This is a genomic window from Sphingobacterium multivorum, from assembly GCF_900457465.1.
GTDB lineage: Bacteria > Bacteroidota > Bacteroidia > Sphingobacteriales > Sphingobacteriaceae > Sphingobacterium > Sphingobacterium multivorum.
In genome coordinates, this window is sequence record NZ_UAUU01000002.1 from 781,772 (window position 1) to 795,305 (window position 13,534).

Below are 13,534 nucleotides of genomic sequence, written 5' to 3' on the forward strand. Positions count from 1 at the left end.
TTATGAGAATTTACTTAATCCTACTATTTTTCCTTAGCAGTTTTTCTTTCCAAAGACTGCTAGGGAAAGATCTGAACCTGCTAACAGGAGCATTTAAACAAGAGAACCTGAAAGCCAGCCTAGGCAATGACAAATCTTGGGTTCCCTACCCGGCTTATTCCGACCGTTTAGCCTGGGATAAGCTGATGGCTCCCTTTAAAGAGCGTATTATAAAAAAGGGAAACGAGGCCCTGAACTACCAGTGGCAGGTCGTCAAAGCAACCGACTACCTTGAATATGAGCGTTCAGGCAACCGCAGCATAATGGAAAAGCCAATGAACGAAAATTGTACTGCGCTGACCAACCTACTGTTGGCGGAGCTTGCAGAAGGACAGGGGCGCTTTGTTGACCAAATCCTAAACGGTAGTTGGCAATTGACGGAAATGGCAACATGGTCTCTCTCGGCACACCTTGGGGCCTTTCAGTCCAGTAAGCGATCATTGCCGCAAGAGCGCACACAAGTAGTCGATCTGATGGCCGGTGATGTAGGCTCTCTCCTCTCCTGGGTTCATTATTTCTTCCGCGATACGTTCAATACAATAAACCCCGAAATCAGTACCCGTCTAAAACAACAGATCCAACAACGCATTATACAGCCCTATCTGGATCGTAACGACATGTGGTGGCAGGCATTTGAACTCAAGGAAGGACAGTTGGTCAATAACTGGAATCCATGGTGTAACTTTAATGTTCTTACGGCCTTGCTTTTGGTTGAGGACAATCCCGATATACAACTGGCGGGAATTTATAAGACAATGTCTTCTGTGGATCGCTTTATCAATTATGTCAAAATAGACGGTGCCTGCGAAGAGGGACCCTCCTATTGGGGCCATGCTGCGGGCAAACTGTACGATTATTTAAAAATACTTTCGCTTGCCACCAAGGGCAAGATCAATATTTTTGATAAACCTGTAATTCGCGATATGGGTGAGTACATCGCACAATCCTATATTGGCGGAGATAAATGGGTAGTTAATTTTGCCGATGCTTCGGCAAAAGGTGGCGGCGATCCACTATTGATCTACCGTTATGGACAGGATGTCAATAGTAGCGAGATGATGCAATTTGCCCGATATATGGAAAATACCGGCGACAAAACTGCAAATTTCAAACCTTCAAGGGATATTTTTCGTGCCTTCGAGGACCTGAGATGCTATCCACAACTAGAGCGTGTTACCGCTTCACTCCCTCAAAATAATGCCAAGTGGTATCCCGAAACACAATTTATATATCTAAAAAAGGGTCCGTTTTTCTTTGCCGCCAAAGGTGGTTTCAATAATGAAAGTCACAACCATAACGATGTCGGGAGTTTTATCTTATACGAGGATCAACAACCACTGTTCATTGACGCCGGTGTCGGCACCTATACCAAAAAGACCTTTAGCGATGACAGATACAGTATCTGGACAATGCAGAGTGCTTACCATAATGTTCCGATGATCAATGGAGCAGACCAATCTTTTGGAAAGGAATATAAAGCTGAAAATGTAGCATTTCTGCCTGCACAAAATAGATTCCAACTTGATATTGGAAAAGCATATCCGAAGTCGGCGAATGTTGAACACTGGAATAGAAGTTACACCCTCGTACAAAATGGGCTGGACATTCAGGATGAGTTTAAAATCACAGGTCCTAAGCAGGCCAATATCATCCATTTTCTGGTTGCTCAGGAACCAAAAATTGGCAAAGGGGAAATCCTCCTCAATAATGGGCACGCAACCCTACACTTTGATGCTGGACAGTTCACGGCGAGCTACGATGTCATTCCTCAAGATGACCCACGTTTGAGTCAGGTATGGAGTAAGGAACTCTATCGCATCAAACTCACCGCTAAAAGCATCAAATCCGCTGGAAAATATACCTTTACGATTCGCCAAGAGGCTATAAAATAAAAAGAATCAGATTATTATGTAACTTACTAAGAATATAAGCCGTTATGAAAAAAAGAAAACCTGGTCTAAAAGCACTTTTTGTGATCACATCCAGTCTGATTGCACTGAGTTTTACAGATCAAAAACCAAGCTTTATTGACAAAAGTTTTAGAGCTGCAGAAAAACAATATCAATTTTTAGAACAAGCAGCAGAAAAGCAGCACAAATTTCCACGCACATTGAGTCCTGCAGGAAAACTGGTAGGGACAGACGAATGGGATTGGACCGGCGGTTTCTTTCCAGGGTCACTATGGTATATCTACAACCATACCCATAATAAAGAGACCGAAGCTGCGGCGATCAAATGGACAGAGGCGCTTGAAAAAGCCAAAGACCTTGATCAACATCATGATATTGGTTTTGTGATGTATTGTTCCTATGGCAATGCCATTAAATACCTTAAAGATCCCAAAAAGGTTGCCGCTTACAAGGATATCCTCATCCACTCGGCCAATACTGCGCTTAAACGTTATAATCCGCAGGTGGGCGTCATCAAATCATGGAACGAGAAGAAGTCTTGGGACGGCAAGACCCTATGGAAATATCCAGTCATTATCGACAACATGATGAACCTGGAAATGCTGTGTTATGTGTCCGACTTGACTGGAGATACCAAATATAAGGATGTGGCCATCAGTCATGCCACCCAAACCATGAAAAACCATTTTCGTAAAGACCACAGTACTTACCATGTTGTCGATTACGATGGTAATGGCCATGCTATCCACCAACAAACAAACCAAGGCTATGCCGACAATTCAACCTGGGCACGCGGTCAAGCATGGGCTATTTATGGATTTACCATGATGTACCGGGAGACCAAAAAACCAGAATTTCTTAAAACGGCAAAAGCGGCGGCAAAGTTTTACATGACCCATCCGAATCTTCCAAAAGATAAAATTCCGTATTGGGATTTTAATGCCGGAAAGCCGGGTTATAAATCGGATGCTGATTTTTCTTCCTTGAAATTAAATTTTGTGCCGCGCGATGCCTCAGCTGCAGCCATTGTTGCGTCTGCACTGATTGAACTCTCAACATTGACCACTGGCACCGAAAGCAAATCCTATTTGACATTTGCTCAGGAAAGCCTGCAAACACTATCAGGAGCCACCTATTTTGCTAAATATGCAAGCAATGGCGGTTTCTTATTGCAGCATAGTGTCGGTAGCTTACCCCATCATTCGGAAATCGATGTTCCGCTGACCTATGCAGATTATTATTATCTGGAAGGTTTGACACGGTTGGAGCAGCTCAAAAAATAAAAATACAAAGAGGCTGTCTCAAAAAGGCAGTCTCTTTTTTTCATTATCTAAGGTTTATTATTTGTTTTAACGGTTTGATTTTCATATATTTATAGTGTAAACAAAAAGGATATATGCCATCTCAAAGACCTACTTTTAAGCCTTACTATCAGGACCAGATCATGGCCATTCCTCCAACTTTGGACGAACTGGTGGCCAAAGGTCATCCGGTACGTATCGTTAACGATGTAATCAACCGGATCAACATCCAGTCCCTATTGGACGCTTATAAGATAAAAGGCTGCTCCAGTTATCATCCGCAGATGTTGTTGAAAGTTTTGGTGTTTGGCTACGTAAGCAATGTCTACAGCAGTCGCAAATTGGAAACGGCGTGCCGGGAGAACATCAATTTCATGTGGCTGAGCGGCATGAGCTATCCCGACCACAATACCATCAACAGATTTCGAGGCGTTCGTTTGAAAGAAGCACTTCGTAGTGTATTTGAAGAAGTTGTCAAACTCCTATCCGAAGAAGGTCTGCTGAGTATAGAAGATGTTTACACCGATGGCACCAAGATTGAAGCCAATGCTAACAAATACACCTTTGTCTGGAAAAAAGCTATCCAGACCAATAAGGAGAAGATGAAAGCTGCCTTAAAAGATATTTGGGAATACGCCCAAAGTATCGCCAAAGCAGAGGACAACCTTCCGGAACCTCCCGATCTGACAACAATTGACCGCGAAAAAGTTCAGGCTACGGTCGATAACCTGAACCGGGTCTTGTCCGATAAACCTTCGGTAAGCAAGAAGATGAGGGCAAAGTTGCGCTATGCGACTAAAAACTACCCGGCCAAGATTGTTCAATATGAAGAGCAGGAAGTAACGCTTGGAGATAGAAATAGTTATAGCAAGACAGATCCCGATGCTACTTTTATGCGCATGAAAGAGGATCATATGAAAAATGGCCAGCTCAAACCAGGTTATAACATTCAGATATCTACTTCCAATCAATACATCGTCAATTACACCATACATCCCAACCCCACAGATACCACAACGCTACCCGGTCATCTGGCACAACATGAGGCGAGCTTTGGGGAAATACTGAAAACCATTACCGCAGATGCTGGCTATGGCAGCCAGGAGAACTATGCGTTACTAGAAGGGAAAAACATTGGGGCCTATGTGAAATATGGTATGTTTGACAAGGAGCAGAAAAAGAGTTATTCGGGCAAGAAGCCATTCTCCGTTGATAAACTACATTATAACCCTGCAAAAGATTGCTATATCTGTCCAATGGGACAGGAAATGAACTGCATAGGTCTATTTACACAAAAGACCTCCACAGGTTTCGAGCAAAAAATAAAAAGATATCAGGCAAAAAACTGCACAAACTGCCCATTGAACGGTGCTTGCCACAAATCACAGGGCAATAGAATCATCCAGATAAATGAACAGCTTGAGGCTTATAAAGATAGAGCATACGGATTGCTTAACAGCGATGTCGGTATAGCCAAAAGAAAACAGCGATGTCACGATGTCGAACCAGTCTTTGGAAACATAAAACAGAACCACGGGTTCCGAAGATTTATGCTCCGCGGTAAGGAAAAAGTGTCCATAGAATGGGGTTTATTGGCTATAGCGCAAAATCTAAGGAAAAAAGCAGCTTAAAAAGCTACTTTTTGTTCTTTTTCTTCCCAAATGAACAGTTCTGTGAAATAATCAACAAACAACTCACAAATCTATCGCATAGCCATATTTAATAAAAAAGCTGCCTCAATAAATTTGAGACAGCTTCTTTGTATTTTTATAAGCTTTCCAATTGAATCTGGATTATTTCTTCCCGATCGCGATTTGGTTACTTACAGTACTCCCTGCGTATTCGCCCTGTGGAAGCGAAACCTCCAGCGATTGATTTACACGAAGCTGTTTATTGACGAGTTGAACCTTCACTGTTTTGGCTCTTTGGAGTGGATCTGCAACATCAAGCTGCATGCTAGTTGTTTCGCGCATACTCAATTGTATGATAGCAGGTTGATCGAGCTTTATAGACCAATTGCCAACTTGGTACGTTCCTGCTTGATAACAAACAATTTGTAGAATCCGGCTCCCTTTATGCTCCACCGCCTGTATATCCGATGTATTCTGCCAAATTTTTAGCTGCTGCATTGCTTTTGTATCAACAGTTTTGGCACCAGGCACAACAATATAAGCATAGCTCGCATTGTTTGGAGCAACAGCATGATCAAACCAAAGCTTGAAGACCTTTCCATGTACAACATCTTTGGAACGGGAACGGTTGATCCGGTACCAGGAACCAACCTGATCTTTGGTTGTCAATCCAACATTCATAGCTGCTGGAAAATAATACAGAACATTGTTATGGGTTATAAAATCGCCTACTTTGACAGATCTCTGTACTGAATCGAGTTCAGACATTTCCTTTCCATTCCAGACAACGGGTCCATTCAGCCAGGTTTGGTTTAAGGTTGTTACCACAGCTTCTGGCGCAGCACAGTGAATCCCAGCCCCCAAACAAACGATTTCCCGATCGAAAAAGAACCAGGCTTTTTGAGCCTTGACCCCGTCGTACTGGACCGACATAGCTGAAGCTCCTGTCTTATCGTTGCTTACGCCGCCTGCAAAGTTATTTGCAGCAAGTGCTCCCCATTGTTCTTTCAATTCCAGGTCGCCCGGATAATCTCGTGTTGTCGTTCCAGGAATTTTATCCCATTCCCATACGGGCATAATATTATAATATTCGGGTCCAAATACCTGAATATTGGTCACACCATCTGATATATTGCGCCCAAGAACGTTTTCTCCATTTCCAGACTCCGATTTATTGGTACGGCTACTGGCCAATCGAACATTAAAGTGGAATTGCTTACGCAGATGAGTCGTGTAGTCTCCTTTCCAGTAATGGCGGTGGACCTCGATATGCTCAGCGTCATAAGGCTGGACGCTATCTAGTTTTGCTAGCGCTTTGTTCCAAATGGTATTTTTGGCGGGATCAATCAACTTGATTTGTTGTAATATGGCGGTCTCCTGTGTTTTTTCCAAGATATTGGGGCGTGAGATCCCGCGACCATGTACATTAAAATCGATATAGCGCGAACGAATAATTGGCAGGTAGGTTTCAGTAAGAAATTGTTCAAAAAGGCCGAGCCTCTTCATGTCTACAGCATAAGGTGTCTCCCGCACATAGGCCATAACTTTTGAGATCCCCTTCAGAAATTCCTCCCCATAGCCTGCAATGTATAATTGAGGGCCATGTTGTAAGTAAGAGAAATCATATTGCAGTCCTTCCTTGCCATTCACGAGCTGTATCGGAAAAAGCAGCTGCTCCATCGCAGCAGCTAAAAGATTTTCATCTTCCAAGATCAATGCACGATAAAAATAGTGCATGGCAATGTCACTTTTATTTGCCCCTGTTTTTGTGTAAGGATCGCCACGCTTCATCAGCTCAACAAGTGGAGTCTCTAGTGTAGTAGGAATTTTTTCCTTTCCAAATTTCATCAGGATAAGACAGACACCGATGGCTTTTGGCGAAGCGATCTCGTTATGCCACCAATTTGAAGACTCAAAACGATTATTTGCCCAATATTGTGCGGCAAGCAGGATTTTATCGTAAAGTGATTTTTGCTGATAAGATGCACTTTGTGGAGACACATAGGCAACAATAAGTGTCCTTAACCGATCCAAGTGTTCTCCCGGAGGCCAAAGCGATATTGACTTACTGCTGTAATCGATATCTGCCCAAGTACCGTCAGCACGCAGTTGATTACATAGGCTTAACGTTTTATCTGCATTTGGCAATGGGCCACTTAACTCATCATCGTATACATGCTTTTTAATACGCACAAACGTATCGCTGTTCTGCGCCTTTGCCATAACCAAGGCAAAGGACAATAAAAATAGGATTAGTCCTTTCATCTGTTTTTAGTATTCATTACTTAAGGATATTGTCGTTCTGCGGCTCGTCCGACGACTTCCATCCGGTGTTTCATCAGTTGATTTTGATCATTGTCCAATACAGAGCTTAGCCATTTTGGATTCTCCAGTCCCTTTTCCCATTCCGACAGTCTATGCAGCATCTCCCTTACACGCTCAGGATACTTCGTGGCCAGATTGTGCTGTTCCCGAAGGTCATCCCTAAGATTGAACAATAATATCGGATCATCTTTAACCACAATCAGTTTCCACTCTTTATGTCGCACAGCACGTGCAATCCCTCGACGCCAGAATAAATAGTCGTGTCCATTTTTCACATCTTTATAGGAAGATAGCAAACTGATGCCATCGATTTGCTGCCCCTGGATGTTCTTCCCTTTTATTGCCTCGATGCTGGTGGGTAAGATATCCATTCCCGATACCATGGCATCTGATGTTATCCCTTTCGGTAGCTTGGCTGGCCATTGCATGATAAGGGGAACCCGGATTCCACCTTCCCATTTCGATCCCTTTAAACCACGCAATTGTCCATTGTCTGCGCCATTATTTGTTGCCGCTCCATTATCATTCATAAAAATGATTAAGGTGTTTTCATAAAGTCCTTCTTGCTTTAAATGTTCAACCAGACGTCCAATATTTTCATCCATATTATCCAGCATAGCCAAGTAAGCACGACGCAATGGATCAGCTACATTTTTATACTTATCAATAGTCTTCAGGGGCGCTTCGACAGGTGTATGCACTGCATTGAAAGCTAAATACATAAAAAAGGGCTGGCTTCGATACTGTTGAATATACGCAATTGCTTTATTGGTCAATGTTTCAGTCAAATAATGAATAGAGTCTTCGGGAACGACATGTCGATCGTCATAAAGCAGCTGCGTTGGCTTCGCGGCTCCATGGATTGGGAAGTAAGGCCGGTCACCACCGATAAAACCATAGAAATGGTCAAACCCACGTTTCAATGGATTAAATTGTGGACCATCCCCTTGATGCCATTTGCCAATCGCTACAGTTTTATAGCCGTTATACTTCATGAAGTCAGCAATGGTGGCTACCTGCGTATCCATTCCGATATCTTCAGGTGCGACACCCGCAGTGGGACGTTTCGAAATATTATGTTCAAAACCAAAGCGCTGCTGGTAGCGGCCAGAAAGTAAGCCCGCCCGAGAAGGAGCGCATACTGAAGCTGAGGCATAGGCCGACTGAAAACGCACGCCATTTTTCGCAAGTGCATCAATATTGGGGGTATAGACCTCCCTACCGCCGTAACAACCAAAATCATCATAACCTCCATCGTCGCTCAGGATGACAATAACGTTAGGATGTTGCTGTCCGAATACAGAAATCCCAAACCTAAAGAGTATATTCACAAGAGTTAATATACTATAGCAAGTAAATCGGTAGATCATAACATTAGATTTATCCTTAAATGTATCGTTAAATGTATAGGATTTTTTGTTAAAAAACCGCAAACGATTTCGTTAGGCTATTTTTAGACGATTAAAAACAAAGGTCAGAGATGAAAACAGATGAAAAAAAATTGGTCGGTACACTTGCTCATTTTTTGGTCAGTGATTCGGATGGCACTGCATTAAGCTCGTTTTTTGTGTTCATTGACCTATCACCCCAGTACCATTAGAACCGAACTCGTTCAATTGTTGAACAAATGGCAAAACAAAGCAGCTGGAACAGTATTTCCCGGGGAGGACCTCTGGACAGATTTTAAGCAACTTGTGGGGAGCAATCCCGATCTTGGCGTGGCTGTGGTTGATGGCTGTAGCATCAACGATATTGCAAGTTTTTACGAAGAAATCAATGCCGTCTACATGTCCAGCGAAAGCTGGAAGATAGGGAGCCTAGACGGCTTTGACGACCTGCTTTACGGTGGATTTGGGACCTTCAAAGACGCTGCTTCACATTGCATTGTTTGGAAGGATATTGCACACAGCAGGACGTCATTGGGCGTTGAAACAACTTTGGCCTATTATCAAGGTAAACTTGGAGCAGAATCACCATTCAATCAAACGCATTTTCAAAAGAAACTAGATGAGCTAAAAGCTGGTCGTGGAGAAACCTATTTTGACATTGTTGCCGATATCATCCGATCGCACCGCAAAGTTACCTGGATTTACAACGGGTATCCTCAGCACAAATCGGTATATTTATAATAACTAAACTTAACATATGAAGCATCTTATCCGCCTAGTTTTCCTGCTCCTATTCTTCCAACAAATTGCACAGGCCAGTGAACGGCTTAGGGTTGCTGTTGCAGGGCTCAACCATGACCACGTATTCTTGCTTTTAAATTTATATAAGGATAAAAAGTCGATATTATCGGTATTGCCGAACCGAATCAAACCTTATCAAACAAAATACGAACGCAGTATAATTTACCTGACGCAATCTTCTACCATGACTTACCCAGTTTATTGAAACATGTGAAGCCAGACGCGGTGCTGGCCTACAATCCAACCGATGAGCATATCCGCGTCGCAGAGACCTGTCTCCCGCTTAAGATCCCTGTAATGGTAGAGAAGCCTCTTGCTACGACTCTTTCTGACGCAAAACGTATTGCATTTTTGTCCAAACAGTTCGAAACACCCTTTTTGGTAAATTACGAAACAACCTGGTATAAAAGTAATCAACAGTTGAAGCAGCTGGTCGACAAGGGTGAAATTGGAAAAATCACACGTATACTTGTAAAAGACGGGCACGAAGGACCTAAAGAAATTGGCTGTAGCAATTACTTCCTCGACTGGCTTACTGATCCGAAAAAAAATGGTGGCGGTGCAGTGATGGATTTTGGCTGTTATGGCGCCAATCTGATGACCTGGCTCAAAAATGGAGAAAGGCCAATTTCAGTGACAGCCTTTACACAACAGCTCAAGCCTGAGGTTTATCCAAAAGTCGATGACAACGCTACCATCATACTAAGCTACCGTGATGGCAGCACGGGTATTATTCAAGCTTCCTGGGCTTGGCCATACAGTGTTAAAGATCTGCAGGTGTTTGGCACAAAAGCTCAGCTCTACGCCAAAAATGACAAAGAACTTCTAAAATACAAACAACAGAATGATCCACCTACACATGTATCGACTGCGATCCCGTATTTTGAGAACCATATTGCCTATCTCGAACAGGTTCTGAAAGATGCTATGGCTCCAGAAAATGATCTCGGATCGATCAATAATAATGTCACTGTGGTCGAAATCCTGGAAGCGGCAAAACGCTCGGCTAAAGAAGGAAAGTCCATTATTTTAAAATAAAAAAGAGGCTGTCTCAAAAAGGCAGTCTCTTTTTTTTCATTATCTAAGGTTTATTATTTGTTTTAACGGTTTGATTTTCATATATTTATGGTGTAAACAAAAAGGATATATGCCATCTCAAAGAGCCTACTTTTAAGCCTTACTATCAGGACCAGATCATGGCCATTCCTCCAACTTTGGACGAACTGGTGTCCAAAGGTCATCCGGTACGTATCGTTAACGATGTAATCAACCGGATCAACATTCAGTCCCTATTGGACGCTTATAAGATAAAAGGCTGCTCCAGTTATCATCCGCAGATGTTGTTGAAAGTTTTGGTGTTTGGCTACGTAAGCAATGTCTACAGCAGTCGCAAATTGGAAACGGCGTGCCGGGAGAACATCAATTTCATGTGGCTGAGCGGCATGAGCTATCCCGACCACAATACCATCAACAGATTTCGAGGCGTTCGTTTGAAAGAAGCACTTCGTAGTGTATTTGAAGAAGTTGTCAAACTCCTGTCCGAAGAAGGTCTGCTGAGTATAGAAGATGTTTACACCGATGGCACCAAGATTGAAGCCAATGCTAACAAATACACCTTTGTCTGGAAAAAAGCTATCCAGACCAATAAGGAGAAGATGAAAGCTGCCTTAAAAGATATTTGGGAATACGCCCAAAGTATCGCCAAAGCAGAGGACAACCTTCCGGAACCTCCCGATCTGACAACAATTGACCGCGAAAAAGTTCAGGCTACGGTCGATAACCTGAACCGGGTCTTGTCCGATAAACCTTCGGTAAGCAAGAAGATGAGGGCAAAGTTGCGCTATGCGACTAAAAACTACCCGGCCAAGATTGTTCAATATGAAGAGCAGGAAGTAACGCTTGGAGATAGAAATAGTTATAGCAAGACAGATCCCGATGCTACTTTTATGCGCATGAAAGAGGATCATATGAAAAATGGCCAGCTCAAACCAGGTTATAACATTCAGATATCTACTTCCAATCAATACATCGTCAATTACACCATACATCCCAACCCCACAGATACCACAACGCTACCCGGTCATCTGGCACAACATGAGGCGAGCTTTGGGGAAATACTGAAAACCATTACCGCAGATGCTGGCTATGGCAGCCAGGAGAACTATGCGATACTAGAAGGGAAAAACATTGGGGCCTATGTGAAATATGGTATGTTTGACAAGGAGCAGAAAAAGAGTTATTCGGGCAAGAAGCCATTCTCCGTTGATAAACTACATTATAACCCTGCAAAAGATTGCTATATCTGTCCAATGGGACAGGAAATGAACTGCATAGGTCTATTTACACAAAACACGTCCACAGGTTTCGAGCAAAAAATAAAAAGATATCAGGCAAAAAACTGCACAAACTGCCCATTGAACGGTGCTTGCCACAAATCACAGGGCAATAGAATCATCCAGATAAATGAACAGCTTGAGGCTTATAAAGATAGAGCATACGGATTGCTTAACAGCGATGTCGGTATAGCCAAAAGAAAACAGCGATGTCACGATGTCGAACCAGTCTTTGGAAACATAAAACAGAACCACGGGTTCCGAAGATTTATGCTCCGCGGTAAGGAAAAAGTGTCCATAGAATGGGGTTTATTGGCTATAGCGCAAAATCTAAGGAAAAAAGCAGCTTAAAAAGCTACTTTTTGTTCTTTTCTTCCCAAATGAACAGTTCTGTGAAATAATCAACAAACAACTCACAAATCTATCGCATAGCCATATTTAATAAAAAAGCTGCCTCAATAAATTTGAGACAGCTTCTTTTTCATGCCTTCCCATAAGCCATAGACAAAGCCGATCCGCTCAGTTAATGGATTAGCAATTGGCCTACTTAGTCGGCTAGGGGTCTAATGGTTCATCAGGATCGATCGTATAGGCCTCTTCTTTTGCCTTGAACTCGATGATCACATCTGAAATTCGTTTACCCAATGTATAAGGAATATACCCCAATTCACGTATACAACGATCGCCCATTTTTTCCACCGCATCAATGTGCACTTTACTACTGTTAACGATGGCGTATTTATCTTTCGGAAAACCATAATTCAACAGGATACGTGCTGTATTACGCAAATTTGTGGTCGTATGTCTCGCATGTGGATCAATCAATATTGCAGCTTCAGGTACTCCCATAATCTCGATCAGATACTTTTTCATTTCTATTGCCTCAATAAAGCGAGTCTTATAGGGATGTACTTTACCGCCAGACAACACAATAAAAGGGGCCAATTTTTCAAAGTAGCTTCGGGCTGCCATTCGCGCACGTAGCATTCCACCAGGACTAATAGGCTGTCCATACAGCTCGGGCCCCGCTCCTAAGGTCAGCAATAGACTATAGGGATAGCTTGCGAAGTCGGTATTTTTGACTGCTTCGTAAGCTTTCTTGTTTTCGAGTTCAATCAGCGGTTCTAGTTGTGCCGCGTCCCATCGCTCATTAATTTCCAACAAGCGTACCGCAGTCATCATGGTCATAAAAAATGCCGTTTTAGGCGTCGGAATATCTTTGCGGATGTCTTGGCCTACATCGTCCAAAAGATGAAGGTAGGCCGCACGTTTTACATCGAAAGAGATCGAATCTATTTTGGGGTAATTGGGACTTTTACCACCCGCATAGACGTCCACGACATAATTCATTGCCTTTAAATCCTGTTTCAAGGCTTTCGTAAAATAGACCTTTGCTGTTTCATGATGCAGCACACCATAGGTCATTGATGGAATAAGACTCGCCTGAACAAGCTGGTCCAACTTCTTGTTATGACCAATTTGCTCCGCCAGCTGCTCTGTCAACAGGTCGATTTCGTTATCCTGCCATTTGAAAGCATTCAAATAGCACATGAGATCGGCGCAGCTAGCGCTGTTGTTAAAACGTTCGAACCGTTTTTCCAATACCTGTGCTATCGGCTTGGAGCTGACGAGCTCCTGTATAAGGGCAGAATCTTTTAAAAGCAAATAGGATGCATAATAATTCTTCTTGATCAGCCAATCCTGTGGACCAATAGGCATATTGTTTACCTGACCTTTGGAAATATGCATACAGCATATTCCCAAGACAAGTAACAAGATTTTTCTGATATTCTTTATCATATCCAT

General features: G+C 42.8%; 10 protein-coding genes. 7 read left to right on the plus strand and 3 right to left on the minus strand.

Translation table 11 applies throughout. The features are described 5' to 3' along the window. The first annotated feature begins 2 nt into the window (after positions 1–2). The 3 genes from DTA23_RS03470 to DTA23_RS03480 all read left to right on the plus strand — a co-directional run bounded on the left by DTA23_RS03470 (position 3) and on the right by DTA23_RS03480 (position 4,881). Positions 3–1,931, plus strand: a complete 1,929-nt coding sequence (locus DTA23_RS03470; protein WP_112373836.1) for a heparinase II/III family protein — start codon at positions 3–5, stop codon at positions 1,929–1,931. Positions 1,932–1,975: 44 nt separating this feature from the next. Next, entirely contained in the window at positions 1,976–3,232 is a 1,257-nt protein-coding gene (locus DTA23_RS03475) for a glycoside hydrolase family 88 protein (RefSeq protein ID WP_112373837.1), read from the plus strand. Positions 3,233–3,345: 113 nt separating this feature from the next. Beyond that, the gene (locus DTA23_RS03480) at positions 3,346–4,881 is read left to right on the plus strand and encodes an IS1182 family transposase (protein ID WP_112373761.1); all 1,536 of its coding nucleotides are present in this window, start codon (positions 3,346–3,348) and stop codon (positions 4,879–4,881) included. A gap of 162 nt (positions 4,882–5,043) precedes the next feature. On the opposite strand, the gene DTA23_RS03485 is transcribed toward DTA23_RS03480, so the two are convergent. Both DTA23_RS03485 and DTA23_RS03490 read right to left on the minus strand, forming a co-directional pair. Next, positions 5,044–7,146, minus strand: coding sequence for a polysaccharide lyase 8 family protein (locus DTA23_RS03485; RefSeq protein WP_112373838.1), 2,103 nt, complete (start codon positions 7,144–7,146; stop codon positions 5,044–5,046). Positions 7,147–7,166: 20 nt separating this feature from the next. Then, on the minus strand, positions 7,167–8,576 hold the full coding sequence (locus DTA23_RS03490; RefSeq protein ID WP_112374053.1) for a sulfatase-like hydrolase/transferase: 1,410 nt from the start codon (positions 8,574–8,576) through the stop codon (positions 7,167–7,169). A gap of 195 nt (positions 8,577–8,771) precedes the next feature. Here DTA23_RS03490 and DTA23_RS03495 point away from each other — a divergent pair, with 195 nt between their 5' ends. From DTA23_RS03495 to DTA23_RS03505, 4 genes are all read left to right on the plus strand, one after another. Beyond that, positions 8,772–9,335, plus strand: a complete 564-nt coding sequence (locus DTA23_RS03495; RefSeq protein WP_256602719.1) for a barstar family protein — start codon at positions 8,772–8,774, stop codon at positions 9,333–9,335. A 16-nt stretch (positions 9,336–9,351) separates the two neighbouring features. Continuing rightward, positions 9,352–9,600: a hypothetical protein gene (locus tag DTA23_RS27430; protein WP_218565292.1), complete on the plus strand. Its 249-nt coding sequence runs from the start codon at positions 9,352–9,354 to the stop codon at positions 9,598–9,600. Beyond that, the gene (locus tag DTA23_RS03500; RefSeq protein ID WP_256602860.1) at positions 9,540–10,433 is read left to right on the plus strand and encodes a Gfo/Idh/MocA family protein; all 894 of its coding nucleotides are present in this window, start codon (positions 9,540–9,542) and stop codon (positions 10,431–10,433) included. The genes DTA23_RS27430 and DTA23_RS03500 overlap by 61 nt, the downstream gene beginning before the upstream one ends. 107 nt (positions 10,434–10,540) lie before the next feature. Beyond that, positions 10,541–12,079, plus strand: coding sequence for an IS1182 family transposase (locus DTA23_RS03505; RefSeq protein ID WP_256602862.1), 1,539 nt, complete (start codon positions 10,541–10,543; stop codon positions 12,077–12,079). 204 nt (positions 12,080–12,283) lie between these two features. Here DTA23_RS03505 and DTA23_RS03510 read toward each other — a convergent pair whose 3' ends face one another. Further along, positions 12,284–13,534 (minus strand): YdcF family protein, encoded by a 1,251-nt coding sequence (locus DTA23_RS03510; protein WP_239468799.1) that lies wholly within the window; start codon positions 13,532–13,534, stop codon positions 12,284–12,286.